Origin of the sequence: Thermophilibacter sp. ET337, assembly GCF_024733715.1 — a bacterium.
GTDB lineage: Bacteria > Actinomycetota > Coriobacteriia > Coriobacteriales > Atopobiaceae > Thermophilibacter.
Map to the genome: position 1 here is coordinate 189,851 of NZ_JANRHO010000003.1, position 26,079 is coordinate 215,929.

The window sequence follows — 26,079 nt, forward strand, 5'->3', positions numbered from 1 at the left end:
ACACGTCGCTTGGAGGCTCATCCATGCCCATGACCGCGATTATCCTCGCCGCCGGCGAGGGAACGCGTATGAAGTCCCGCCATCCCAAGGTCATGCACAAGCTTCTCGACCGTCCGCTCGTCTCCTGGGTCACGCGCGCCGCGCGCGAGGCGGGGGCCGAGCGGATTGTTGTTGTCGTGGGACACGGAGCGGACGAGGTGCGGGGCCATCTGGCGGGCGAGAAGGACGTCGAGTGCGTCGAGCAGACCGAGCGCCTGGGAACCGGGCACGCCGTGCGCGTGGCGCTCGAGGCGACCGGCATCTCCGCGGGCCCGCTGCTCGTGCTCAACGGCGACGGACCGCTCGTGGAGCCCGACACCCTGCGCCGCCTGATCGCGCCCGTCGCAGACGGCGGCTCGGCAGCGGCCATCCTCACCTGGACGCCCGAGGACCCCACCGGCTACGGTCGCCTCGAGTTTGACGCCGCGGGGTCGGTCGTCCGCATCATCGAGCAGAAGGACTGCACGCCCGAGCAGGCCGCGGGTCTCACCGCATGCAATCCCGGCTTCTACGCCTTCGACGCAGAGCAGCTTGCCGCCCACATCGGCGAGCTCTCCACCAACAACGCCCAGCACGAGTACTACCTCACGGACATGGTCTCCGTCCTGCGCGGGCACAGCCTCAACGTGGCCGCCGTGAAAACCGAGGACGCCGACGAGCTGCTCGGCGTCAACGACCGCGCCCAGCTCGCGGAGCTCACGCGCCTCGCCCAGGAGCGCATCAACGAGCGCCTCATGAGCGAGGGCGTCACCATGCTCGACCCGCGCACCGTCTGGGTCGGCCCCGACGTGACCGTCGGGCGCGACACCGTCCTTCTCCCCATGACCATGCTCTGGGGGTCCACGACGGTGGGCGAGGAGTGCGAGATCGGCCCCAACACCCGCCTCACCGACTGCACCGTCGCCGACCACGTCTCGCTCGAGGAGACGGTGGGCGTCGACGTGACCATCGAGCGCGACGTCACCTGCGGCCCGCGCGCCTACCTCCGCGGCGGCGCGCACGTGCTCGAGGGCGCGCACGTGGGAACCCACGTGGAGATCAAGAACTCCACGATCGGGCGCGGCTCCAAGGTGCCGCACCTCTCCTACATCGGCGACTGCACGATGGGCGCCGGCGTCAACATCGGCGGCGGCTCGATCACCTGCAACTACGACGGCGTGCACAAGAACCGCACCACGATCGGCGACAACGTCTTCGTGGGTTCGGACACCATGATGGTCGCGCCGGTCACGATCGGGGACGGCGCGCTCGTGGGCGCCAGCTCCTGCGTCACCAAGGACGTCCCTGCCGACGCGCTCTACCTCGAGCGCGCCGAGCAGCGCATTGTAGAGGGGTACGCCTCCCGGCGACTCGAGAGACTCAAGAGAGACGAGGCCTAGATGTACGAGAACCTGAGCGAGCCCATGCCGCTGAAGAAGGAGATCAAGCTCTACACCGGCACGGGCAACCCCGCGCTCGCCGAGAAGATCTCCGAGATCTTGCACCTCGAGCTCCAGGGCCTCAAGATCGAGAAGTTCGCCAACGGCGAGATCTACGCCCGTTTTGACGAGTCCGTCCGCGGCGACGACGTGTTCTTCATCCAGTCCCTCTCGGGCTCGAACGTCAACGACCTCCTGATGGAGACGCTCGTCGTGGCCGACGCCGCCAAGCGCGCCTCGGTCTCCAAGTTCACCGCGGTGCTCCCCCACTACTGCTACGCGCGCCAGGACCGCAAGGCCGCGGCCCGCGAGCCCATCACCGCCCGTCTCGTCGCCAACCTCCTCGAGGCCGCCGGCGTCGACCAGGTCATCACCATCGACCTTCACCAGGGCCAGATCCAGGGCTTCTTTGACGTCCCGGTGACCCACCTCACCGCCCTCTACCTCATCGGCGACTACTTCAAGGCCAAGGACTTCGACTGGGACAACACCGTCGTCGTCTCCCCCGACATGGGCCGCGCCAAGGTCGCCAAGCGCCTCTCCGACTATCTCGGCTGCGAGGTCGCCATCGCCCACAAGAGCCGTCCCAAGCACAATGCGTCCGAGGTCATGGGCATCATCGGCAACATCGAGGGCAAGACCTGCATCGTCAACGACGACATGATCGACACCGCGGGTACCCTCTGCGGCTCAGTCCGCAAGCTCAAAGAGATGGGCGCTGGCGACATCTACGTCTCCGCGACCCACGGCATCTTCTCCGGCAAGGCCATCGAGCGTCTCCAGGACGCCCCGCTCGTCGAGTGCGTCGTCACCGACATCATTCCCTGCGAGGTCGCCAACAAGCCTGGCTCCAAGATCAAGCAGATCTCCGTTGCCAACGAGCTCGCCGAGGCCATCAACAGCGTCTACATGCGCCGCTCGGTCTCCGAGATCTTTGGCGGCCAGGGCGCCGAGATCTAACTGCACGTTTGGGACGTGCTATTTCGTTCAGATAAAAAGGGACAGGTTTTCTGAAAGCCTGGAGCACATGCGGGGTCGTCTTCGGGCGGCCCCGCGTCCGTGAAGGAGAGTCATGCCCGCACAGAAACCCGCCGCGAGGCCGGGCACCATCAAAATCGTCTGCGGCCTCGGCAACCCCGACGCCGAGTACGCCCGCACCCGGCACAACGCCGGCTTTGCCACCATCGACGCCGTGGCCGCGCGCCGGGGCGTCCGCTACTGGAAGTCCGAGGCCGGCGCCCAGGTCGCCCAGATCACGATCACCGACAAAGATGGCGAGAAGCGCGAGGTCCTTCTCGCCAAGCCCATGAGCTACATGAACACCTCGGGCGGGCCGCTCTCCAAGCTGGCGCGCGCCCACCACGTGCGCCCCGAGGAGATCCTCGTGGTCCACGACGAGGTGGACCTGCCCGCCGGGGAGGTCAAGCTCAAGCTGGGCGGCGGCCTCAACGCGCACAACGGCCTGCGCTCCATCGCCGACAAGCTCGGCAGCCGCGACTTCGCGCGCGTGCAGTTTGGCATCGGACGGCCGCCCGGGCGCATGCAGGTGGCCGACTACGTGCTGCGTGAGCTCAAGGGGAGCTTCCTCGAGGACTTCGAGCTCACCGTCGAACGCGCGGCGGACCTCGTGGAGCGGTCCCTGTAGACGCCCTGCCAAAAGACGTGCGCCGCCCGCCGTTCTTATCGCCCGTCCGTGAGGGAATGCGCAGCCACTCGGGTACAATGAGGGGTGTTGGAAAGGCCCTGCCAGGAGCCGGGCCGCCAAATGAGGGAATGCAGGAGAGGAGTGCGGTTAATGTACAAGATCCTCGAAAAGACGCAGTTCTCGGAGAAGGTGTTCAAGTTCCGCATCGAGGCGCCCCGGATGGCCAAGCACGCTCACGCCGGCCAGTTCCTGATGGTGCGCGCCAACGAGACGGGCGAGCGCGTCCCGTTCACGCTTGCGGGCTGGAACGCCGAGGAGGGCTGGGTCGAGTTCATCTTCATGGTGATCGGCAAGACCACGGAGATGCTGTCCACCTACAACGAGGGCGACTCCATCAAGGACGTCACCGGCCCGCTGGGCGTCCCCACCGAGATGGCGGACGGTCCCTGCGCGGTCATCGGCGGCGGCGTCGGCTTGGCCATCGCCTATCCCGTTGCCCGCCACCTGGTGGAGACCGGCCACGAGGTCCACGCCATCATGGGCGCCCGCACCAAGGACCTGCTGCTGCTTGAGGAGCAGTTCCGCGAGCTGCTGCCGGACGACCACATCCACATCACCACCGACGACGGCTCCTATGGCGAGAAGGGCGTGGTCACCGCGCCGCTCGAGCGCCTGCTCCAGGAGAAGGCCGTCTCCCAGGTCTTCTGCGTCGGCCCCGTGCCGATGATGAAGTTCTCCGCCCTCACGGCCGAGAAGTACAACACGCCGATCACCGCGTCGCTCAACCCCATCATGGTCGACGGCACCGGCATGTGCGGGTGCTGCCGCGTGGAGGTCGACGGGCAGACGAAGTTCGCCTGCGTCGACGGCCCCGACTTCGACGCCACCAAGGTCGACTGGAACGACCTTCGCGCGCGTCAGGCCGCGTATCTCACCGAGGAGGGCCAGTCCCTCAAGGCCTATGAGGAGGCGAACTGCGCATGCCACAGGTAAACGGTCGCTTTGTTCCGGACATGAAGTCCCCGCGCACGCCGGACAACGAGGAGCCGGCAGCCGAGCGCGCGTGCGACTTCCGTCCCGTCGACAAGGGCTTCACCAAGGAGATGGCGCTGGCCGAGGCCGAGCGCTGCATGGACTGCAAGAAGCCGTTCTGCGTTGACGGCTGCCCCGTCAATATCAACATCCCCAAGTTCATCGAGAAGATCCGCGAGGAGAAGTTCGGCGAGGCGCTGGACATCATCCGCGAGGACTCGATGCTCCCCGCCATCTGCGGCCGCGTCTGCCCGCAGGAGAACCAGTGCGAGGGCAAGTGCATCCGCGGCAAGAAGGGCGACCCGGTGGCCATCGGCCAGCTGGAGCGCTTCCTCGGCGACCAGCCCGAGCTTGCCTCCAAGCCCAAGATGGCCCCCAAGAACGGCAAGAAGGTCGCCGTCGTGGGCTCCGGCCCGTCCGGCATCACCTGCGCCGGCGAGCTCGCCCGCAACGGCTTCGACGTCACCGTCTTCGAGGCCTTCTTCACCGGCGGCGGCGTGCTCGTCTACGGCATCCCCGAGTTCCGTCTGCCCAAGGCCGTCGTCAAGCGCGAGATCGACGGCCTGGAGGAGATGGGCGTCAAGTTTGAGTACAACTCCGTCGTGGGTCGCATCACCGACGCCGAGGAGCTCTTCGCCGAGGGCTTCGACGCCATCTACATCGCCACGGGCGCGGGCCTGCCCAAGTTCCTCAACGTTCCGGGCGAGAACCTCCCCAACGTCTTCTTTGCCAACGAGTACCTCACGCGCGTGAACCTCATGAAGGCCAACCGCTTCCCCGAGTACGACACCCCCACCAAGCATGGCAAGAACGTCGTGGTCTTTGGCGGCGGCAACGTCGCCATGGACGCGGTGCGCACCGCCAAGCGCCTGGGCGCCGAGCGCGCGATCATCGCCTACCGCCGCACCGAGGACGAGATGCCCGCCCGCCGCGCGGAGCTGCACCACGCCAAGGCCGAGGGCGTCGAGGTCATGCCGCTCGTTGCGCCGCTGGAGTTCGTGAAGGGCGAGGACGGCGCCGTCTGCGCCGTGCGCGTCCAGAAGATGGAGCTCGGCGAGCCCGACGCCTCCGGGCGCCGTCGCCCCGTGCCCATCGAGGGCGCCGTCGAGGAGATTCCCTGCGACGTGGCCATCTCCGCCATCGGCACCAACGCCAACCCGTTTGCCAAGATGATCGGCGACATCAAGCTCAACAAGTGGGGCTACATCATCGCCGACGAGGACGGCCGCACGTCCGACCCGCGCATCTGGGCCGGCGGCGACATCGTCACCGGCGCGGCCACGGTCATCCTGGCCATGGGCGCCGGCAAGACGGCCGCGGCGAGCATCACGAGGACGCTCGTCGGGTAGCGAGAAGAACCTCGCGCTGTAGCTGACAGCCCCGCCGATTTCCACGCAGGAGTGCGCTTCGCGAAACTCCTGCTTAGGAAATCGGCGGGGCCTTTCGTTGCCGCGGCCGAGGTTCTTCTCGTCTGCGACCGCCGAAGGCGTCTAACGGGTTTGGCGGGTCCGTGCCCGCACTTCTCTGCGCCTGCCACTGAGTGCGGGCTAGAGCGCACTCGATGCGCGCACTTGAGCGCAAGACTTGAGAGGCGGCCTGCACTTCTCGGCCCATCACCGAAAAATCGCCCGCACTCGATGCCCGCACTTATGAGTGCGGGCCGCACGATCCGTCACTCCCAGCCGGGGTCCTCGAGGTTGCGGAGGTGGAGGAGGTAGTCGAGGAGGCGATAGGTCTTCTTGACGAGATCCTTCTCGCTGACGCCGCGCTCGACGACGTACTCGTCAAAGAGACGGCTGCTCGTGGTCTCAAGGTAGCCCGTCGTGAGCTCCATGAGGATACGCGGCTCGAAGATCCCAACGCGAACGCATTTCCCCTCTTCAAGATAGGGAGCATTACGCTCCGTGTCCAAGATACGGTAGGCAACAAACTCCAGTTCAGAGCCATCGATCCCCAGCTGAGTCTCAATGTTGTAGCGCATGGCCCAGAGCCTGGTCTGCGAGACCTTCTCCAGGGGCATGCGCTCCACGTCAAGATGCCCCTCGAGCCAGACGCGCAGCTCCTCGGGAGACTTGGTTCCGGGCACGATCTCATGGTCGGGCCACCAGGGGATGCGCGGCGCCGCGTCATCGAGCTCTGCGCGCGCCGTGCCAATTGGCACGTCCAACGAGCATCCCTCGCAGAACTCCTCGTACGTGCGCGGGCTCGTGACGGGCACATCCATGCTCAGCACGTTGTCGCACTTGGCAAAGAGCAGGGTGCCCAGGCTCTCCTTCGCCCACGTGAGAAAGCGGGTGTCCAGCTTTGCGGCAAGGCCGTCGTCGGCGTTGACGAGAAACGCATCGAGGACGTTAAGGATGGCCTCGGCAGCCTCCAAGAAGTCGCCGCGCCCCAGACTGGCGTAGATTGCCTCGAGAAGCTGATAGTCCTCGGCAGGAATCACCTCGTTGATCTTCTTAAGGCCGAGAAATGCATAGCGCCGGTCGTAGAGGCTGCGTACCAGCACCGAAAGCTCCCCCACAGCGTCGCTCATGATCTTGGCAGCCCAAGCGTCGTTCCTGCGCCCGTAGGCGCAGCTCGCCTCCACAAGGCAGTAGAGCACAGACGAGAAGTGCCGGCAGAGCTCCTCGTCCGTCACGTCGGCGCGCGTGGGCGTCACGTTCGTGAAGAGGCCCGCCGGGTCACATATCGCAACGACGGGGTCAAGACCGCCGACCTGCTCGGGCTCGGCCACGTAGAGGTCCACGTGGAGGGCATCGGGGAAAATCGCGACCTTCTGCGGCAAGCCGAAGTCGACGTCCTCGATGAACACGACGTCGCCATACGCGGCGAGGTAGTGCTCGCGCCGCTCCAGCACCGCATCACGGTTCTGGGGAGAGACGACGAGGTAGAGGTCTATGTCGGAGAACTCGTCCGCGTCACCGCGGGCAATCGAGCCCTTGAGGAGAACCGCCTCGCACAGGCCGTCGGCGACCGCCGCGTCCGCGATGCGAGCGATGGCCTCATCAAGGCGCGCGATGCTTGTGATACGCTTCTCGTCCAACGTCGCCCCTCCCCAAGTCCGCGACCTACTCCAGCGAGATGGTCACGTGGTCGCCGTTGCCGCAGTCGACATCAAGAAGCGTGCCCTTCTCGCCGTGCTTGATTGCCTCGGAAACAAGGTTCAGGTCAACGTCGGCGTTGTTTAGGTTCAGGTTGACGTTACCGGGCATCTTCTTTCCGGCCCCGAGCACAAAGCTCGCAAGGCCGAGCGGAACGTTGATGTTGACGTCATCGCCGTCGTCGCCGTCGTGAACCTGAATGTGCAGGGAGTGCGGGCGACCACCGCAATCAGGGCGCGGCGCGGACTCCGGCTCCGGCTCGAACGCGGCGCCGGGCTCCGCGGGCGCCACCGCCCGCGCCGGCACAACGTCGCGCACGATGGGAGCCACGCCCAAAAGCTGATCCACGCTCACGCCAAACGTCTTGGCGAGCTCCGGCAGCAGCATGATGTCGGGCGCGCTGAGATCATTTTCCCACTTGCTTACCGCTTGCGCCGTCACGCCCATCTTCATGGCAAGGCGTTCCTGCGTCATGCCGTACTCCAGGCGCAGCCGTGCGATGCGGCGTCCCAGCGTCTCGTTCTTCTCGTCCATGGTCGGCCCTTTCCTCGGGTTCCTGCTTGCGGCTCTCACTGTGACATCCCCCTCGGTTGAGTTCCACCAACCATCTGACGAGTTCCATGGTACGTTATCTACCAGCGAGAACAACCACTGGTTGTATCGCTATGCCTGCATCGATGCGCAATGGCGCCGTGCCAGCGACCTTTCACCCGACGTCTTCCCCGTGCTCGTGCAGGTACTCTCTCATATACGGGACGGCAAAGGACACCTTACCGTAGCCAGCGGCCTCGATGAGGGCCGCATCTATGAGACGCTTGCGGTACGAGCTCGTGTCCTTTGTCGTGAGGCCCATAAAGCGAGAAACCTCGGCAGTGGGCGCGGGATGTTCCTCACAGCGTGCCATCGCGGTGAGATACTCCACCTGGCGGTCGGGTAGCCTTCTGAGCGCAGGACCAATGACCATGGAGTCAAAGTTCTCGCGCGCCCTGGCGATGCCACGTTCCGCGTCCTCCCCCTCGATGGCAGCGGCATTCCGACGCGCCGCCGCCTGCCACGTATAGTACCCAACAAGCTGCACCATGAAGGGATAGCCCGCCGCCGCCTTAGTCATGAGCTCGGCCGCGTCCCTGCGCAATACGCCGCCCGCCCGCGCAACGGTATCCTCAAACGACATCCCAACCTCATAGTCGGAGAGTCGAGAGAGCTCCGTGTGCTTCGCGCGCTGCAGGAAGGTGAGCGCATCGGCCCCAACTGCATCGTCCACCGCGGTGGGCAGACCCGCAAATGCAAAGGCGACGTTTGCTTCTTGCCGAATGAGCAGCTGAATCTCGTTGCCGAGCACGCGAAGCTCATCGATGGGCGCGTCTTGAATCTCGTCAAGCGTCACAAACAGTCCCCCGCGCTGCGACGCCCGGAGCATCGCCTCTCCCAGCGACGTGGGGGACTTGGAAAGGTTGATCGACCCTGCCTGCACACCAAAGACCGACGGAGAAACCGAGACGGAAGTCAGGATCGGATCGCGAGTAAGCGCCGTAAGGATCCTCTCGCAGAAGCCCTTGTTTGCCGCAACGTCAACCACCGTAAAGCCGCGGTCTCGCGCAATGCCCCCCATTGCATTGAGCAGCACGGTCTTACCCACACCGCGCACGCCGGACACGCGCATAAGCCGCTCCGGCGAACCCGGCCCGTTATCTAAAGCGTCAGTGAAATCGTCGAGGATAGCATCTCGACCAATGAGCTCAGGAGGATTCATGCCCGCAGTGGGCTTGAAGGGATTTCCGCGCCTTTGTGACATGAAACCTCCCTGACCTCAGATCTAACAAGTCGAGCAGATTCTAACAAGTCGAGCAGATTCTAACAAGTCGAGCAAGCCCCCATCGATCGAGGACCTTCAAGGTCTAAACAGAGAAGGGTCGCCCCGGGTGTTCCGTAGAGAAGTTTCACGAAGTGCACTTCTCGAAGGAACACCCGGGGCGACCCGTCAGCTACTGGTTAGACCTTGAGCCTAGTACATGCCGCCCTGGCCGCCCTGGGCAGCCGCCGCGGAGATGGCCTCCTCGATGGTGGTGTTCTTGGGCTCGTCGGAGACGGTGGCCTCAGTGATGAGGATCAGCGACGCCACGGAGGCGGCGTTCTGCAGCGTGACGCGGCAGACCTTGACCGGGTCGAGCACGCCCATCTCGATCATGTCGCCGTACTCGCCGGTGGCGGAGTCGAGGCCCTGGCCGGCAGGCAGGCCCTTGATCTTCTCGGCCACGACGGAGCCCTCGAAGCCAGCGTTGTTGGCGATGGTCTTCACGGGCGCCTCGAGCGCCTTGCGGACGATCTCCACGCCGATCTTCTCGTCGGAGTCGACGGTCTCGACGCCGTCGAGCACCTTGGAGGCCTCGAGGAACGCCACGCCGCCGCCGGCGACGATGCCCTCCTCGACTGCCGCGCGGGTCGCCTGCAGGGCGTCCTCGATGCGGTGCTTGATCTCCTTGAGCTCGACCTCGGTCGCCGCGCCGACCTTGATGACGGCCACGCCGCCGGCGAGCTTGGCAAGGCGCTCCTGGAGCTTCTCCTTGTCGAAGTCGGAGGTGGTCACGTCGTACTCGGCCTTGATCTGGGCGATGCGCTCGTCGATGGCCTCCTTGGAGCCGGCGCCGCCGACGATGGTGGTGTCGTCCTTGGAGATCTTCACGGACTTGGCGCGGCCGAGCATCTCGGCGGTGACGTCGGTGAGCTGGACGCCGAGCTCCTTCATGGCGACCTGGCCGCCGGTCAGGATGGCGATGTCCTCGAGCATGCGCTTGCGACGGTCACCGTAGCCGGGAGCCTTAACGGCGCAGACGTTGAGGACGCCGCGGAGCTTGTTGAGAATCAGCGTGGCCAGGGCCTCGCCGTCAACGTCCTCGGCAATGATGAGCAGCGGCGCGCCCTGCTTCTGGACAGCCTCGAGGATCGGCAGGATGTCCTGGATGTTGGAGACCTTCTGGTCGGTCATGAGGATGTACGGGGAGTCGAGCTCGGCCGTCATGGTCTCGTTGTTGGTGGAGAAGTACGGAGAGATGTAGCCCTTGTCAAACTGCATGCCCTCGACGGTGTCGATGTCGATGCCAAAGGTCTGGGACTCCTCGACGGTGATGACGCCGTCCTTGCCCACGACCTCCATGGCGTCGGAGATCTTGTTGCCAATCTCGGGGTCGGAGGCGGAGATGGTGCCGACGGAGGCGATCTGCTTCTTGGTGGAGACCTCCTGCGCGTTCTTGCGCATCTCCTCGACGACGGCGTTCACGGCCTTGTCGACGCCGCGACGGATGGCGATGGGGTTGGCGCCGGCGGCCACGTTGCGCAGGCCCTCGTTGACGATGACCTGGGCGAGAAGCGTGGCGGTGGTGGTGCCGTCACCCACGGCGTCGTTGGTCTTGGTGGCAACCTCCTTCACGAGCTGGGCGCCCATGTTCTCGATGGGGTCCTTGAGCTCGATCTCCTTGGCCACGGAGACGCCGTCGTTGGTGATGGTGGGAGCGCCGTAGGAGCGCTGCAGGGCCACATAGCGACCCTTGGGGCCCATGGTGGTGGTCACGGCGTCAGCGAGGGTGTTGACGCCCTTGGCGAGCTTGGCACGAGCGTCGGTGCCAAAAAGAATGTCCTTAGCCATTGCTTAGTCCTCCAAAATCATTGGTTCTTCTCGCGAAACGCGAAGCTAGTCCTCGATAACGGCGTAGATGTCGTCGGCGCGCAGGAGCAGGAAGTCCTCGCCGTCGATCTTGACCTCGTTGCCGCCGAACTTGCCGTAGTAGACCTCGTCGCCGACGTGCACGTCGATGGCGATGCGCTCGCCCTTGTCGTTGAGCTTGCCAGCGCCGACGGCCACGACCTGGCCGCGCTGCGGCTTCTCCTGGGCACCACTCGAGATGTAGAGGCCCGTCGAGGTCTTCTCCTCCTTGGGGGCCGGCTTCACGAGGACGCGATCACCCAGCGGCTTAAGAGTCATGTTCAAGAACCTCCTTCTGAGGCGCCCCTGCGGGCGCGGCTCTGCGACGTCCGGACAATCCGGCGACGCGCTATCCAACGTTCAGAATCATACCCAGACGCGCCGACTTATACCACCTCGCGTGAAAAAATCTTCCAAGACGCACTTAGATTTTCTGACTCTGAACGAGGCAGGCGAGAAGGGCCGTCGCGTTGCGAAAAAGACGGTGGAATCCCCGGACGTTTTGCCTGCGGCCCGGTACTATAGGGAACACTGATAATGCAGGACCACCGTTCCCGGGGAGGGCAGACCCATGTCGATCCGCGTTCGACGCCTCATGCAAGCTCTGTGCGCCTGCGCGCTCGCCGCCCTTCTCGCCGCCTGCGCCAAGTCCGAGCCGCCCGCCGGCACCGTGCGGACGGAGACCGAAGACGCCGTGGTCAACGCGGCCATGCTCACGCACGGCTACAGCTGGGACGGCGTCGCGAGCGACCCCGTCGCGCCGACCGAGCTCGCGGACAGCGACGTTCCCGACCTCGCGGTCTCCGGGACCGCCGAGGTCCGCGCGTCCTTCTCGCAGCCCGCAAGCGAGGTCGAGGTCGTGCGCTACGCAGACGACGGAACCCTCGAGGGGGTCGAGTGCGCGCTCGAGGACGGAGCCGCGACCTTTGTGGCAGAGTCGGGCTGGCGCTACTACGTCGGAGCCTGGTTCGAGGGAGGAGACGCGGGCTATCTCTTTGACGCCAAGGGGGCCGAGGGCGAGGGGGCCGATATGGACGAGTTCGTGAGCACGGCGATGGTCGTCACGTTTGGCGACGGCGAGGTCCTCTTTGTTGACCAGGACACCGGTTCCCCCTACTACCCCACCCTGCCCGAGAGCGCTCCCGAGCTCACGGCCGGCAACATCGTGCGCGTGACCGGCAACGGCATCATGCTGCAGAGCTACCCCGGTCAGTACCCGGGCATCACCAAGGTCGAGGTGGTCGAGGAGGGCTCGCCCGCGGACGCCGAGAAGTACGACGAGCTGGTGGCGCAAATCTGGCATCCCAAGGACCCCGCCGAGCTGCCGTACGCGTCGCTCGAGTACACCACGGAGCTCGCGGCGGTCTCGCTCATGCTGCAGAGCTATGGCTACACCTGGAGCTACGAGGAGAACGGCGAGACGACCGCCATCTCCGCCGACTCCGCGCTCCCCGCCCAGCTCGCGGCAGACGAGCTGCCCGACGTGAGCGTCGACGCGCCCACGGAGGTGACCGCGAGCTTTGACGTCCCGGCCACGGGCATCGAGGTCACGCGCTGGAGCGAGGACGCGCTCGACGCCGAGGGCGAGCCGGTGGAGACCGACGGCCTCTCGTTCACTGTTGAGCCCGGGTATCGCTACGCACTTCTCGCCACGTTTGACGCCGGCGCGGTCACCTACGTCTTCACCGTCCGATGATGCGAGATGAGGGCCGCCCCATCTCACGCCAAGCAGAAGGAGAGATTATGAGAAGAACCAAGACGCCGCTCGTGCTCGGCTCGGCGCTTGCCCTTACGTTCGCCCTCGGCGCGACCGCCTGCAACCAGCAGCCGCAGGCACAGGACACGCCGGCCGAGGAAGTCACCGAAAGCCAGCAGGTCGAGGACGCCCCTGCCGATGACGCCGCTGACAACGTCCCGAGCACGACGGACGAGGTCGGCACCGCGGGCGACCCCGCCAACCCGCCCCAGGCAACGCTCGTCTGCGGGTCTGAGAGCGTCTACCCTCTCACCTGCAGCTCCACCTGGACCTTTGAGCAGGACGGCGAGTCCATGACCGTCACGACCGACGCTCCGCACCCCGTGCAATACGACGCGGACGGCATGCCCACGGCCAACGTGGACGAGCCGACCGAGGTCACGGCGAGCTTTGACGAGCCCGCCACCTACGTCGACGTGATGCGCTATGCCGAGGACGACCTCGCGGCGGCCGCCGAGGAGGCGGGGTCTGCGCAGGACGTCGCCGCGAGCGACGTCGTCGGCGAAATCATCGATGCCAACCTCGGCGAGGACGGGACCGTGGGCCTCACCGTGGAGCCAGGCTACCGCTACGCGCTCGAGGTTAGCTTCGAGAACGGCATCTGTACGTACGTCTTTACCGTCCGCTGATGCGCTCGGAGGGGGAGCGGGGGCGACGGTCAATTTGTGCGACTTGATCTGACGTGCGTGAGAGCGGGACTACCCCGCTTTCACGCACGTCTTCGCATCACAGTGTCTCGAGCTCGGCGAGCCAGAGCGCGGAGCAGGCGTCCGAGGGCATGCGCAGATCGCCGCGCGGGCTCACTGCCGCCGAGCCCACCTTGGGGCCGTCGGGCAGGCAGCTGCGTTTGAACTGCTGGGCAAAGTAACGGCGGTAGAAGACCTTGAGCCAGGAGAGGATCGTGGCGTCGTCGTACTTCTCGCCCAGAGCATAGCGGGCGAGACGGTAGACCTTGGCCGGGTTGGTGCCGCGGCGCAGCACCTCGTAGAGGAAGAAGTCGTGCAGCTCGTAGGGACCCACGAGGTCCTCGGTCTTCTGCGCGATCTTGCCGTCACCCGCGGCGGGGAGGAGCTCCGGGGAGACCGGGGTGTCCAGCACGTCAAGAAGGACCTCGGACTCCGCGACGTTTCCGCAGGTGTCCGCCACGTAGCGCACGAGATGACGCACCAGCGTCTTGGGCACGCTCGCGTTGACGGCGTACATGGACATGTGGTCGCCGTTGTAGGTGGCCCAGCCCAGCGCCAGCTCCGAGAGATCTCCCGTGCCAATGACGAGCCCGCCCTCCTGGTTGGCGACGTCCATAAGGATCTGCGTGCGCTCGCGTGCCTGGGCGTTCTCGTAGGTGACGTCATGGACCGACTCGTCGTGCCCGATGTCGGCGAAGTGCTGGCGCACCGAGGGCCCGATGACGACCTCGCGCAGCTGCACGCCAAGGGCCTGCGAGAGCAGGGTGGCGTTGTCATGCGTACGGTCCGTGGTGCCAAAGCCCGGCATGGTCACGGCGATGATGCCGCGGCGATCAAGGCCGAGAAGGTCAAAGGCCCGCACGGTCACGAGCAGCGCGAGGGTGGAGTCAAGGCCGCCGGAGACGCCGATGACCGCCTTGCTCGAACGCGTATGCGCGAGACGCTTGGCGAGGCCGTGCGCCTGAATGGCAAAGACGTCCTCGCAGCGCTCCGCTCGACGGGCGGGGTCGGACGGCACGAAGGGATGCGGGTCTACCCAACGGGTGAGCGGGGTCTCGCGCGAGGCGACGTCCGCTCCCAGCGAGAAGGGCACGACGGCATAGCCCGCCTCCTCCGGCGCGGCGGCGCACTCGAAGGTGGACATGCGCGTGCGCTCCTGCGCGAGGAAGCGAACGTCGATCTCGGAGACAGCGCGACCGTCGCCGAACGGCTTGCCCTCCGCGAGCAGCCGCCCGTTCTCCGCCACGAGGTCGTGCCCGGAAAAGACGAGGTCCTGCGTGGACTCGCCGGCGCCGGCGCTGGCGTAGACGTAGCCGCACAGCAGGCGCGCACTCTGGCCGGTAACGAGGCTGCGGCGATAGTCCGCCTTGCCCACCACGGCGTTGGACGCGCTGAGGTTGCAGACGAGCGTGGCGCCGGCCTGGGCGTGCGCGATCGAGGGCGGCGCGGCGACCCAGAGGTCCTCGCAGATCTCGGCAGCCACCACGAGCTCCGGAAGCTCGAGGCACGAGAAGAGCAGGCTGGTGCCCATGGGCACGTTCTTCTCGCCGCCCACGGAGACGGGGATGGGGTCAACGGGGCCGGACACGAAGTGGCGCCCCTCGTAGAACTCGTTATAGGTGGGGATGTGGGTCTTGGGCACAAGCCCGAGCACCATGCCATTCGAGACGACGGCGGCGCAGTTGTAGAGCTTGCCGCCCGCGCGCACGGGAACGCCCACGAGCAGGAGGGCGTCAAGGTCCGCCGTAGCGGCGGCAAAGCTCGAAAGCCCGTCGTCCGCGGCACGGATGAGGGCATCCTGCCAGAAGAGGTCCTCGCAGGTGTAGCCCGTGAGCGCGAGCTCGGGCAGCACGATGACGGCGGCGCTATCCTCCTCGGCGGCTCTTCGCGCCGCCGCCACGCAGGACTCCACGTTGAAGGCAACGTCCGCGACGCGCACCTCCGGCGTCACCGCCGCGACCTTGACGAACCCGTCCACCATCGAAATCCCCTCTCTCAAGGGCCGGAATCTGCCTTGCATCGTATCACGCGGCAGTTTCCCGCGATGCCGTTGGCCATTTTCCCGCCAAGTGAGCGGCAAGAAACTGGGCGGCCCCGACAACGGAACCGCCCAGCAAAAGAATCGCAGCTCGGATTGGCGCTAAAGAGCCCGTCGAGCGCCTCCCCCGTCCGCGACCGCACACTTGAGACCAAAAATGCCAGCGGCGGGGCGATCGGCTACCCCTCGAGGTAGCGGGCAAGGAACTCGCGAGTACGCGGGTGCTCGGGCGCCGTGAAGAGCTTCTCGGGTGCGCCCTTCTCGGCGATGACGCCCTTGTCCATGAAGACGACCTCGTCGGAGACGTTCTTGGCAAAGGCCATCTCGTGCGTGACCACGACCATCGTCATGCCCTCGGCAGCAAGCCGGCGCATGACCTCGAGGACCTCGCCCACGATCTCGGGGTCGAGCGCCGAGGTGGGCTCGTCGAAGAGCATGAGGTCAGGCTGCATGCAGAGGGCGCGCGCGATGGCGACGCGCTGCTTCTGGCCGCCCGAGAGGTTGTTCACGTCCGCTCGTGCGAAGTCTGCCAGGCCCACCGACTCGAGGTGACGCATCGCCACCTCCTGCGCCTCGGCCTTAGCGCACTTCTTGAGGGTCACGGGCGCAAGCGTGCAGTTGTCGAGTACGTTCATGTTATTGAACAGGTTGAAGCCCTGGAAGACCATGCCGATCTTCTCGCGCAGGCGGTTCACGTCCACATGCTCGGCGGCGAGGTCGGCGCCGTGGAACCACACGTGGCCGGCGTCGGGCGTCTCGAGCAGATTGATGCAGCGCAGCAGGGTGGACTTTCCCGAACCAGAGGCGCCGATGATGGTGACCACCTGGCCGGGCATGACGTCGAGGTTGATGTCGCGCAGAACCTCGAGGTCACCGAAGCTCTTGCGCAGGCCCTCGATGCGAACCATGGGCTCGACGGCAGCGGCGGCGGAGGCCGCGACGTTCAGGTTCTTCTCGCTCATGGCTTACTCCTCCACCTTCACGGGCTGGTCGGACGTGCTGCCCATGGTCTCGGCCTTCACGTTGAAGCGCTTGGCAAACTTGCCGAGCAGCCACGACGCGACCGCCGTCATGATGAGGTAGAACACGGCGGCCACGAGGTAGGCGTTGAGCTGCTTCCAGTAGATGCCCGCCACCGTGGACGCGGCGAAGGCCAGGTCGAACACGCCGATGACGGAGAGGACCGACGAGTCCTTGATGTTGATGACGAGCTCGTTGGAGAGGCCGGGGATGGCGAACTTGATGCCCTGCGGGAAGACGACCCGCACCATGGCCTGCCACTGCGAGAGGCCCAGCGACCGCGCCGCCTCCATCTGCCCCTTGTCCACCGACTCAATGCCGCCGCGCAGCACCTCCATCATATAGGCGGTGGAGTTGAGCGACACCACCACGAGGCCGGCCACAAAGCGCGACCAGATGGCGTTGGTGTCGGTGACGCTGAGGCCAAAGCTGCTCACGAAGGCAAAGCCCGCATAGTAGATGATGACGCCCTGGACGAGCATCGGCGTGCCGCGCACCACGGTGCTGTAGACCTTGGCAAACCACACGCCGACCTTCTTGAAGAAGCGCACGCAGTCGTTGTCGGAGCGGTCGACCTGCATGATGCGCGCAAAGACCAGCAGCAGCGCCAGGAAAAACGCTATCAGGGTGCCAAAGACGGCCAGCTCGATGGTCGTGATGATGCCGGTGATGTAGGTGTCGCGGCCCTGTTGGAACATGTAGAGCACCTGGGCGAGCATGTCCTCGGGCATCTTCTCCGCGGCGGCGGCCACCTGCCAGGCGCTCGCCAGGCCCATGACCCAGCGGTCGACGAGAAGGACGGCGGTTATCGCCCAGATCACGTAGGAGCCCACGCGCAGCGCACGGGCCACGGCCGGCTTGGTGAACGGCGCCGTCTCCGCGTAGTTGTGCCAGTGGGTCAGCTTGAAGAGCAGCGCCACAGCGGAGAGCACGAGCCACGCCACCAGGACGTAGTACATCACGAGCTCGACGGTGAAGGCGTGCGCCAGGAAGGAGAGCTCCGGGCGCGGCGAGCTCGAGAGCAGCATGCCGAGAAACGCCACGACGCTCGTGCCCAGCAGCACGTAGCGGTGGTCGCGCGTCACGAAGTCACGCAGTTTAGACATTCAGGGCTCCTTGCGGTTCTTGTCGTTCTATCGCCGTGAACGGGACGAGGGCCAAGGCCCCCGCCCCGCTCGGGTCGAAAATGATTCAAAAGGGGACTGTCCCCTTTTGAATTACGCAGGCTGACGGTCCATGCAATCCTGCCACATCTCGAGGCGCTCCTCCTCGGTGATGCCGGCGATGATCTCGTTGAGGCGGTCGAGCATCTCGTCCTGGCCCTTGGCGATGGCCGCGTTGTCCGGGTTGCTCGGGTCGGAGAAGCCCTCGCCCTCCTCGAGCTCGACCTTCATGAGGTCGGGGTAGTTCTCGAGCAGGTTGGGCAGCGACATCGAGGAGAACGTGATGGCGTCGCAGGTGCCGTTCTCGATGGCGTCGACGACGAGCGGCACCGTGGCGACGGGCGTCATGTGGTTGACGTCGGGGATCTCCTCGATGAGGTCGTCGTAGAAGGTGTCCTTCTGGCCGAGGACGGAGGCGCCGGAGAAGTCGGAGAGCTTGGTGGCGTCGGCGTAGTCGCTGTCCTTCTTGACGACGATGATGACCTCGTCGTCGATGTAGGAGTCGGTGAAGTCCGCAGACTCGGCGCGCTCCGGGGTGACGGACATGCCGGCGCAGATGATGTCGATGGTTCCGTTGTTGAGGGAGTCAACGAGCGCGCCAAAGTCCATCTTCACCGCGACGGGCTCCATGCCCAGCTCCTCGGCGATGCGCTTGGCGATCTGCACGTCGTAGCCGTCGGCGAAGGCGCCCTCGACGTTCTCGATGGGGATGGTGGTGTCGGACTCCTCGGTCGCCTGCCAGTTGTAGGGGGCGTAGGCGGCCTCCATGCCCACGCGCAGCGTCACGCCGTCACCGAGGGTCGCGGCGCCGTCGGCGTCTGCGGCGGGCTCGTCGGTCGCGTCGGTGTCGTCGGCGGTGGGCTCCTGCGCGGCGGGGCCGCAGCCGGAAAGGACCATCACGCCTCCCATGCCCGCCACGAGGCTCGAGAGCTTGAGGAAGTCGCGGCGAGAGACTCTGTCAGATACGTACACGTGCGGGGTGGCCTTCATGGTGGTTCCTTTCCCTTTTTGAGTAATCCCCTTCCGCGCGACGCAACCGGAGGGGACCCATTCCCCTCCCCCTTGCAACTTAATGCGAGAAAGTTACGCGCACGTCGGCAGGATACCGCGGGACGAGAAGAACCTCGAGCTGATACCATCGTGGGAAACATCGCCGTAACGGGTTGCCCAGGAGGCCTTCATGGACCAGGAAAGCTACGACGCCTACGTCGCCATCCTCGAGGAGGAGCTCGTCTGCGCGATGGGCTGCACCGAGCCCATCGCCGTGGCCTACTGCGCCGCGCTCGCCCGGCAGACGCTCGGGGAGCTTCCGGAGCGCGTGGACGTTGCGGCGAGCGCCAACATCATCAAGAACGTGAAGAGCGTCGTCGTGCCCAACACGGGCGGGGCGCGCGGCATCGAGGCCGCCGCGGCGGTGGGCGTGGTCGCAGGGGACGCCGAGGCCAAGCTCGAGGTCCTTGCCGGCATCACCGGAGGCGAGATCGAGGAGATGCGCGCCTACCTCGCCGAGCACGAGGTGAGCGTCACGCCCTCCGAGCGCCCGTGGATCTTCGACATCCAGGTGCGCGTCTCAAGCGGCTGCCACACGGCCTTCTGCGAGATCGCCGGCGCGCACACCAACGTCATTCGCGTGGAACGCGACGGCGAGGTCCTTCTCAGCGAGCCCTTCGAGGAGGGCGCGGGCGAGAAGGACGCGGGGACGGACCGCGACTGCCTCTCCATCGAGAAGATCGTCCAGTTTGCGGACGAGGTGAACCTCGACGACGTGAAGCAGGTGCTCGGACGACAGATCGCGTGCAACACCGCCATCGCACAGGAGGGTCTCCGCGGCAGCTGGGGCGCGGGCATCGGCAAGGTGCTTCTCGAGGCGTACGGCGATGGCGTGGCCAACCGCGCCAAGGCCTGGGCGGCCGCCGGCTCCGACGCGCGCATGGGTGGCTGCGAGCTTCCCGTAGTCATCAACTCCGGCAGCGGCAACCAGGGCCTCACGGCAAGCGTCCCCGTGATCGTCTACGCCCAGGAGCTGGACGTCTCCCACGAGGAGCTACTCCGGGCGCTCGTGGTGTCCAATCTGGTGACCATCCACCTCAAGACGGGCATCGGCCGCCTCTCCGCCTACTGCGGCGCAACGAGCGCGGGCGCGGGCGCGGCGGCCGGCATCACCTACCTCTACGGCGGGCGCGCCGACGAGATCGCGCATACGGTGGTGAACGCCATCGCCATCGACTCCGGCATGGTCTGCGACGGCGCCAAGGCGAGCTGCGCGGCTAAGATCGCGAGCGCGGTGGAGGCGGGCCTTCTGGGCATGCAGATGCAGCGGCAGGGCAAGCAGTTCTTTGGCGGCGACGGCATCGTGGTCAAGGGCGTGGAGAACACGATACGCAACGTGGGCGTTTTGGCCGCTCAGGGCATGCGCGAGACCGACCGCACGATCATCGAGCTCATGTGCGGGAGCGGCGCGTGCTGACGTCTCCTTCGGCGCGGGCGCGGATTGCGGACGGTTTCTCGTCCCAAAACGTCCGGAAGCCGCACGTCAACGGGCAGGGGCGGTGCTCTCCAGCTCAAGCTCCAGCAGCGCACACTTGCGGTCGAGGTCGCCGGCGTAGCCGGTGAGGGAGCCGTCCGCGCCCACCACGCGGTGGCACGGGATGATCACGCTGACGGGGTTCTTGCCCACGGCGGAGCCGACGGCGCGCGGCGAGCTACCCAACGCCGCCGCAAGTTCGCCATACGTGCGCGTTTCCCCATACGGGATGGCGAGAAGCGCGTCCCATACGCGGCGCTGGAACGCGGTGCCGCGCGGCGCCAACGGAACGTCCGCCGCAGACGGACGTTCCTCTGCGAAGTACGCATCCAGCCAGCGGCGCGCAGCAGCCAGCGCGGGCGCCTCAAGCTCCACGTTCTTCTCGTCATCCTCCAGTCCGCGAGCAAAGTAGCGCTGACCGTAGAACCACGCGCCCGCCAGACCGTCACCGTCTGCCGCAAGCAGCATCCTCCCAAGAGGGGACTCGTAGTCGCAGGCGTACATATCGGCCACCAATCCTCCAAGCTGCACTATAAGAGTGCGATTTCCTGAGAAAAACGCGCCGTCCGAGCACATCCCGATGAAAAGGGACTGTCCCTTTTCATTACTCCCAGGTAGGCGGGACGGGGGCGTTGGGCGTGGCCCAGGTGCCCAGGGCCGCATTGGGGTCGGCGTCCAGGGTGAGCGGCGAGAAGGACCCGGCGTTGTAGCTCCTCAGGGCCGCGATCCCGATCATCGCCGCGTTGTCGCCGCAGGCGCGCATGGGCGGCACGGTCACGCGCACGCCGCGCTTCTCGAGCGCCTTCTTGTACGCTGCGCGCAGACCCGGGTTGGCCGCCACGCCGCCGCCGACGCAGAAGTCGGCAACACCGGTCTCCTCCACGGCGGTCACGGCCTTGGCCACCTGAACGTCGATGACGGCCGCCTCGAAGCTCGCCGCAAGGTCGGGCAGGTTGATGGGACGACCGGCGCGGTTCTCGCCCTCGATGTAGGTGATGACGGCGGTCTTGAGGCCGGAGAGGCTGAAGCTGTAGTCGCCGCTGTGCATCATTGCGCGCGGGAAGTGAATGGCCTTGGGATTGCCCTGCGCGGAGAGCTTGGAGATCACAGGGCCGCCGGGGTATCCCAGGCCGAGCGCCTTGGCCACCTTGTCGAAGGCCTCGCCCACCGCGTCGTCGATCGTGGCGCCCAGAAGCACATAGTCGCCCCAGGCGCGCACATGCACGAGCATGGTGTTGCCGCCGGAGACGATGCTCGCCACGAAGGGGGGCTCGAGGTCCGGCGTCTCGAAGAGGTTGGCCATGAGGTGGCCCTCGAGGTGGTGCACGGCAATGAGCGGCAGGTCGGCGGCCGCGCAGAGGCCCTTGGCAAAGGCGACGCCCACCACGAGCGCGCCCACGAGGCCCGGCCCCGCCGTGACGCCCACGGCCGCGAGGTCGGAGGGCGCCAGCGTGTCCACGCCAAAGTGCTCGCCGGCTCGGGCGAGGGTCTCCTCGAAGACGCCCACGATGGCCTCGGCGTGCTTGCGGGAGGCGATCTCGGGCACCACGCCGCCAAAGCGCGCGTGGAAGTCGATCTGCGTGGCGACGACGCTCGCGCACACGACGCCGTGGGAGTCGGTCACGGCCATGGCGGTCTCGTCGCAGGAGGACTCGATCGTGAGGATGAGCGGGCTGGCGGCCGCCAGCGCGGCGCGCGCCTCGGGCGAGCGCTCGCCGGGCACGATCGGCCACGGGCGAATCGAGGGCGCCGGCTCCGGACGGCCGGTCTGGATCACGGCGTCCGCCGCGAGCGGCAGCGGCGCGCGCAGGATGAGGGCGTCGTGCGCGGGCTCGCCGGCGGCCGCCGGATAGTAGCCCGGGCGACGGCCCTCCTCCGCGAGACCGAGCACGCCGTAGAGCGCGCGGGCAGGCTCGTTCTTCTCGTCAACCTCGAGCGAGATCGTCTGCGCCCCGAGCATCTGCGCGTCGTAGGCCACGCGGGCCACGAGGCGGCAGGCGATGCCCTCGCGTCGGCGCGCCGCGTCCACGACGACCTCCTCGACCTCGAAGTCAGCCCCCGCGAGCACGCCGCCCGCGAAGCCGATGACGGTCCCCTGGTCGTGCGCGACCCACCAGCTGCGGCCGGGCTGGGAGAGCTCCTCGTAGAACATCCGCTCCGTCCACGGCGTGTGCGCGGAGCCCTCGTAGGCGCTGGCCTCGAGGGCGGCCACGGCGGCGGTGTCGTTCACCGTCATCGGACGCAACTGCAGATGAATGCCCGCAAGCGCGTCATCCACGCCGGTAAGCTCAACAGTCGCCGGCTTCTTGAGGCCAAGGCGCGTTCGCTCGGCCTCCTCGGCGTCAGAGAGACGGGTGTAGATGGGAAGGACCAGCGCCGGGTCTCCGGGCTGGGCGGACGCGCCTTCAAACACCCCGGCCTCCACGGCAGCGCGCAGAAGCCCCTCTCCCGTGGGGTACCACGCCTCCTCGGGCGAGAAGGACGTGAGCCCCGCAGCCTCAAAGCGCCCGCGGTACTTGACCAGCCCGTTGCCCGTGAGCGTGAGGTCGGCGGCGTCGGCACGCCCGACCCAGGCCGTCACGCAGGCATCGGCCTTGAGCACGGTCTCGGCCGGGAAGGTGCGGTGTGCGCCAGCCTCGTCCAGCTCGTAGATGCCCGGGTAGACCTCGCCGCGCATGGCGTCGCCCGCCACCGCGAGCGTCCCTCGGGCGCCGGCGGCATGCGCCGACCACGCCATCGCGTCGAGCGCGGAGGTCCCATAAAGTGGCAGGCCTAAGCCGCACGCGAGTCCCTTGGCCGTGGCGATGCCGATCCGCACGCCCGTGAACGAGCCGGGGCCGCGCCCCACGAGTACCGCGTCGAGCTCGCCCATCGAAAGGCCGGCGTCGGCGAGCGCCTCCCGCGCCGTGGTCACGAGCTCCACGTTTGCCTGACGGCGGCAGAGGTGGTCGCGGGCAGCGAGCACCTCCACGACACCGTCCGCGCCCACGCGCCCGACGGCGCACGCCAGCATGTCCGTGGACGTGTCCAGCGCCAGGACGGTCTTCTCGGCAGGTTTGACGTTCTTCTCGCTCATGCGCAGCTCTTCTCGCTCAGGGTTTCAACCTGCTAAGTGTAGCGCGGAGCGATGCTCGCAGGGAATGTTTCAAAACGATGAACCCCACACGTGGTCGCTCTTCACAAAAGCTTTCCTGCGAAAACGCCCGCCGATTAAACTAAAACAGAGACCACGTGTGGGGTTAGTCCGAGTCTGCCCGGGCGGAAGTGGCCGCATGCTCGCCAGCCACCGCCTCGATCAAACGCACGAGCGGCCAGGCGCGGTTGACCTTGTTGAGCAGCGCCTTGGGCCCCACCACGCACCCCGCCTCGCGCGAGCGGGCGAGAAAAACGTTGACCTGTGCGTCCGTAAGTCCGCAGAGCAGGACAAACTCATCGCACTCCGGCGTCGGCCCCTCATAGGGCATCGGCGTCTGCCGAAACCCCGGAAGCCGCGCGAACGCGCCCGCCGGATCGCCCAGCCGCTCGGGCAGCGCCGTGCGCGCCACCACGCCCATCTCGCGCAGCACCCCGCGGACCGCCGCGCCCTTCTCGGAAGAGGGGTCAAGCCCCCAGAGCACCGCGCACGGCGCGGGCCCCGAGGGCTTGACCTTCTTGCGGGCAGCCTTTTTCTGAGGCTTGCCGGCCATTAGCCGAAGTAGCGCTCGAGCAGGCCCTTGAGAGCCTTGCCGTGGCGGGCCTCGTCACGAGCCATCTCGTGGACGGTGTCGTGGATGGCGTCGAGGTTGTTCTTCTTGGCGCAGGTGGCGAGCTCCGTCTTGCCCTGCGTGGCGCCGAACTCGCAGTCGACGCGCCAGGCGAGGTTGGCCTTGGTGGAGGCCTTCATGTTGGGCTCGAGCTCCTCGCCGAGCAGCTCGGCGAACTTGGAGGCGTGCTCGGCCTCCTCGTAGGCGGCCTTCTCCCAGTACAGGCCGATCTCGGGATAGCCCTCGCGGTGGGCGATGCGGGCCATGCAGAGATACATGCCGACCTCGGAGCACTCGCCGTTGAAGTTGGCCTTGAGCTGCTCGAGGATGTAGGCCTTGTCCTCGTCGGAGATGTCGGGGTTGTCCTTGACGGTCTTGCCGTAGATGCCGTACTCGTGCTCGGCGGCGAGCTTGAGCTCACCCTCGACCTTCTCGAACATGCTGGCCGGAGCCTTGCAGACCGGGCACTCCGCCGGCGGCTCGGCGCCCTCGTAGATGTAACCGCAGACCTTGCAGACCCACTTGTCCATGGTGACCTCCTCGTTGTTGACGTGCGGCGAGGCGTGGCGCCCCACCGCCCTCTCCTATGCTCTCGGCCCTAGGCCGTAGAAGCCAAACCCTGCTGGCACGCGGGGCAGACGCCGTCGAACTGCAGCGCATGGCCGGTGATCTGATACCCCGTCACCCGCGCGGCAGCCTCGTCGACCTCCCCCAGCACCGGAATCATCACGTCGTCGACGCGCCCGCAGCAGGTGCAGCGCACGTGGTAGTGCGCAAACGCCTGATGGTCAAAGTGGTCGGCGCCGTTGTTGATCTTCACGCGGCCGATCAGGCCCTCGTCCGAAAGCCTGCCCAGTGTACGATAGACCGTGGCGCGGCCGATGCTGGGATGCGAGGCGTGGACGGCCTCATACACCTCGTCAGCGGTGGGATGGTTGGCCAGACGGCGCAGCTCGTCCTCGATGATCGTGCGCTGAACGGTGTTTCTGCCAGACATGCCTCGCCTCCTCTCGTGCTGAGAAGACTATAGCATATTGATACTTGTTCTCAATTGAGATTTTTTCTCAATTTTGGACGAGAAGGACATCCTCCAGCAACCGAGCGCTACAGCGCGGCAAGCAGCTCCTCGCCCCGGGCGTCATGCGCGACGAGGCGGACCTCGCGCGGGGGCTCCTCCCCCGGCGCGGCCTCGTCATCGAGGCGCGTCACGAAGACGTCCATGCGCGCGTCACCGATCTCCTCGGAGAACTGCTCGCCCCACTCGATCGAGCAGACGCCGTCGGCGCCCAGCACGTCGAAGATGCCCGTGTCCTCGAGCTGGTCGGGGTCGTCCAGGCGATAGAGGTCAAAGTGGTAGAGCGGCATCTCGGCGCCCTCGTAGACCATCTCGATGGTGAAGGTGGGGCTCGTGACGTCGCCCTCCACGCCCATGCCCGCGGCGACACCCTTGGTGAGCTGGGTCTTGCCCGCCCCGAGGTCCCCCGTCAGCACCAGCACGTCACCGGGGACGAGCAGGCGCCCCAGGCGCTCCCCCAGCGCGATGGTCTCGTCACGCGAGCACGTCTTGATGATCTTCTCGCTCACCGTACCCCTCCCTCGGGCTCGACGGGATGCTCGGCCAGCCACGCGCCGACCATCCGCAGGTCCGCCTCGAGCAGCGGCTGCCAGTCGGAGTGGTAGATGCAGGCGGCCGGGTGGAAGGTCGGGCAGACCACGAAGTGGCCCGTCTGATAGAGCTGGCCGCGCAGCGACGTCACGCCCTTGTTGGTGCGCAGGACAAACTGCGAGGCGAAGTTGCCCAGGCACACGATGACGTCGGGCCAGATGGAGCGAATCTGCTCGCGCAGGAACGGCGAGCAGGCCTCGATCTCCTCGGGCTTGGGGTTGCGGTTTCCGGGCGGCCGGCACTTGACCACGTTGGCGATGTAGATCTCGTCGCGCGTGAGCCCCGCGCAGCCGAGAAGGGCATCGAGCTTGTGGCCGGCGGCGCCCACGAAGGGCTCTCCCTGCAGGTCCTCGTTGCGGCCGGGGCCCTCGCCGACGAACATCACGCGGGCGCGCGGGTTCCCGACGCCAAAGACGAGGTTGGTGCGCGTTGCGCCCAGCGGGCAGAGCTGGCAGTCGCCCATGAGGTCGCGAATCTCCTGGAGCGAGACCTCGCGCGGCCGCTGGTGCTCGTGACCGGGGATGTGCATGACGGACATGAGGTCGAGC

At 66.6% G+C, this 26,079-nt stretch carries 24 protein-coding genes; 8 read left to right on the forward strand and 16 right to left on the reverse strand.

Annotated elements, in window-relative coordinates:
• Positions 1-23 precede the first annotated feature (23 nt).
• From glmU to gltA, 5 genes are all read left to right on the forward strand, one after another.
• Positions 24-1,418 (forward strand): bifunctional UDP-N-acetylglucosamine diphosphorylase/glucosamine-1-phosphate N-acetyltransferase GlmU, encoded by a 1,395-nt coding sequence (gene glmU / locus NW198_RS04390; protein ID WP_258340160.1) that lies wholly within the window; start codon positions 24-26, stop codon positions 1,416-1,418.
• Positions 1,419-2,417, forward strand: a complete 999-nt coding sequence (locus NW198_RS04395; protein WP_258340161.1) for a ribose-phosphate pyrophosphokinase — start codon at positions 1,419-1,421, stop codon at positions 2,415-2,417. It begins immediately after the preceding gene.
• 112 nt (positions 2,418-2,529) lie between these two features.
• Positions 2,530-3,102, forward strand: a complete 573-nt coding sequence (gene pth, locus NW198_RS04400; RefSeq protein ID WP_087314899.1) for an aminoacyl-tRNA hydrolase — start codon at positions 2,530-2,532, stop codon at positions 3,100-3,102.
• A 150-nt stretch (positions 3,103-3,252) separates the two neighbouring features.
• Positions 3,253-4,095 (forward strand): sulfide/dihydroorotate dehydrogenase-like FAD/NAD-binding protein, encoded by an 843-nt coding sequence (locus NW198_RS04405; protein WP_087314901.1) that lies wholly within the window; start codon positions 3,253-3,255, stop codon positions 4,093-4,095.
• Positions 4,083-5,483 carry an NADPH-dependent glutamate synthase gene (gene gltA, locus NW198_RS04410; RefSeq protein ID WP_087314903.1) on the forward strand — a complete coding sequence of 467 codons (1,401 nt, stop codon included), beginning with the start codon at positions 4,083-4,085 and terminating at the stop codon, positions 5,481-5,483. The genes NW198_RS04405 and gltA overlap by 13 nt, the downstream gene beginning before the upstream one ends.
• A 323-nt stretch (positions 5,484-5,806) precedes the next feature.
• Here the strand turns inward: gltA and NW198_RS04415 are convergent, their stop codons facing one another.
• From NW198_RS04415 to groES, 5 genes are all read right to left on the reverse strand, one after another.
• A complete protein-coding gene (locus tag NW198_RS04415; RefSeq protein ID WP_258340162.1) occupies positions 5,807-7,177 on the reverse strand; it encodes a nucleotidyltransferase domain-containing protein in 1,371 nt (456 codons plus the stop codon).
• 25 nt (positions 7,178-7,202) lie between these two features.
• A complete protein-coding gene (locus tag NW198_RS04420; RefSeq protein WP_258340163.1) occupies positions 7,203-7,769 on the reverse strand; it encodes a helix-turn-helix domain-containing protein in 567 nt (188 codons plus the stop codon).
• Positions 7,770-7,941: 172 nt separating this feature from the next.
• On the reverse strand, positions 7,942-9,030 hold the full coding sequence (locus tag NW198_RS04425) for an ATP-binding protein (protein ID WP_258340164.1): 1,089 nt from the start codon (positions 9,028-9,030) through the stop codon (positions 7,942-7,944).
• A gap of 210 nt (positions 9,031-9,240) precedes the next feature.
• A complete protein-coding gene (gene groL, locus NW198_RS04430) occupies positions 9,241-10,878 on the reverse strand; it encodes a chaperonin GroEL (protein ID WP_258340165.1) in 1,638 nt (545 codons plus the stop codon).
• A gap of 45 nt (positions 10,879-10,923) precedes the next feature.
• The gene (groES, locus tag NW198_RS04435; protein ID WP_087314913.1) at positions 10,924-11,214 is read right to left on the reverse strand and encodes a co-chaperone GroES; all 291 of its coding nucleotides are present in this window, start codon (positions 11,212-11,214) and stop codon (positions 10,924-10,926) included.
• Between the two features lie 292 nt (positions 11,215-11,506).
• Here groES and NW198_RS04440 point away from each other — a divergent pair, with 292 nt between their 5' ends.
• The gene (locus tag NW198_RS04440) at positions 11,507-12,631 is read left to right on the forward strand and encodes a YobA family protein (RefSeq protein ID WP_258340166.1); all 1,125 of its coding nucleotides are present in this window, start codon (positions 11,507-11,509) and stop codon (positions 12,629-12,631) included.
• Positions 12,632-12,678: 47 nt separating this feature from the next.
• Positions 12,679-13,320: a hypothetical protein gene (locus NW198_RS04445; RefSeq protein WP_258340167.1), complete on the forward strand. Its 642-nt coding sequence runs from the start codon at positions 12,679-12,681 to the stop codon at positions 13,318-13,320.
• 97 nt (positions 13,321-13,417) lie between these two features.
• Here the strand turns inward: NW198_RS04445 and NW198_RS04450 are convergent, their stop codons facing one another.
• The 4 genes from NW198_RS04450 to NW198_RS04465 form a co-directional block, all read right to left on the reverse strand.
• Positions 13,418-15,358, reverse strand: coding sequence for an NAD(+) synthase (locus NW198_RS04450; RefSeq protein ID WP_258340168.1), 1,941 nt, complete (start codon positions 15,356-15,358; stop codon positions 13,418-13,420).
• 236 nt (positions 15,359-15,594) lie between these two features.
• Entirely contained in the window at positions 15,595-16,377 is a 783-nt protein-coding gene (locus NW198_RS04455; protein ID WP_275531471.1) for an amino acid ABC transporter ATP-binding protein, read from the reverse strand.
• Between the two features lie 3 nt (positions 16,378-16,380).
• Positions 16,381-17,541, reverse strand: coding sequence for an amino acid ABC transporter permease (locus NW198_RS04460; RefSeq protein WP_258340169.1), 1,161 nt, complete (start codon positions 17,539-17,541; stop codon positions 16,381-16,383).
• Between the two features lie 111 nt (positions 17,542-17,652).
• Positions 17,653-18,588 (reverse strand): transporter substrate-binding domain-containing protein, encoded by a 936-nt coding sequence (locus tag NW198_RS04465; protein WP_258340170.1) that lies wholly within the window; start codon positions 18,586-18,588, stop codon positions 17,653-17,655.
• Positions 18,589-18,778: 190 nt separating this feature from the next.
• Here NW198_RS04465 and NW198_RS04470 point away from each other — a divergent pair, with 190 nt between their 5' ends.
• Positions 18,779-20,065 (forward strand): serine dehydratase subunit alpha family protein, encoded by a 1,287-nt coding sequence (locus tag NW198_RS04470; protein ID WP_258340171.1) that lies wholly within the window; start codon positions 18,779-18,781, stop codon positions 20,063-20,065.
• A 66-nt stretch (positions 20,066-20,131) separates the two neighbouring features.
• On the opposite strand, the gene NW198_RS04475 is transcribed toward NW198_RS04470, so the two are convergent.
• The 7 genes from NW198_RS04475 to NW198_RS04505 all read right to left on the reverse strand — a co-directional run bounded on the left by NW198_RS04475 (position 20,132) and on the right by NW198_RS04505 (position 26,069).
• Complete coding sequence (locus tag NW198_RS04475) at positions 20,132-20,626, reverse strand: methylated-DNA--[protein]-cysteine S-methyltransferase (RefSeq protein ID WP_309147703.1); 495 nt, start codon at positions 20,624-20,626, stop codon at positions 20,132-20,134.
• A 100-nt stretch (positions 20,627-20,726) separates the two neighbouring features.
• Complete coding sequence (tsaD, locus tag NW198_RS04480; protein ID WP_258340172.1) at positions 20,727-23,198, reverse strand: tRNA (adenosine(37)-N6)-threonylcarbamoyltransferase complex transferase subunit TsaD; 2,472 nt, start codon at positions 23,196-23,198, stop codon at positions 20,727-20,729.
• 163 nt (positions 23,199-23,361) lie between these two features.
• Positions 23,362-23,808 carry a DUF3783 domain-containing protein gene (locus tag NW198_RS04485; protein WP_087314925.1) on the reverse strand — a complete coding sequence of 149 codons (447 nt, stop codon included), beginning with the start codon at positions 23,806-23,808 and terminating at the stop codon, positions 23,362-23,364.
• Positions 23,808-24,395, reverse strand: a complete 588-nt coding sequence (locus NW198_RS04490; RefSeq protein ID WP_087314927.1) for an NADH peroxidase — start codon at positions 24,393-24,395, stop codon at positions 23,808-23,810. The genes NW198_RS04485 and NW198_RS04490 overlap by 1 nt, the downstream gene beginning before the upstream one ends.
• 68 nt (positions 24,396-24,463) lie before the next feature.
• Entirely contained in the window at positions 24,464-24,862 is a 399-nt protein-coding gene (locus NW198_RS04495; protein ID WP_087314929.1) for a Fur family transcriptional regulator, read from the reverse strand.
• A 107-nt stretch (positions 24,863-24,969) separates the two neighbouring features.
• On the reverse strand, positions 24,970-25,449 hold the full coding sequence (tsaE, locus tag NW198_RS04500) for a tRNA (adenosine(37)-N6)-threonylcarbamoyltransferase complex ATPase subunit type 1 TsaE (RefSeq protein WP_258340173.1): 480 nt from the start codon (positions 25,447-25,449) through the stop codon (positions 24,970-24,972).
• The gene (locus NW198_RS04505; protein WP_087314933.1) at positions 25,446-26,069 is read right to left on the reverse strand and encodes a uracil-DNA glycosylase family protein; all 624 of its coding nucleotides are present in this window, start codon (positions 26,067-26,069) and stop codon (positions 25,446-25,448) included. The genes tsaE and NW198_RS04505 overlap by 4 nt, the downstream gene beginning before the upstream one ends.
• Positions 26,070-26,079 lie beyond the last annotated feature (10 nt).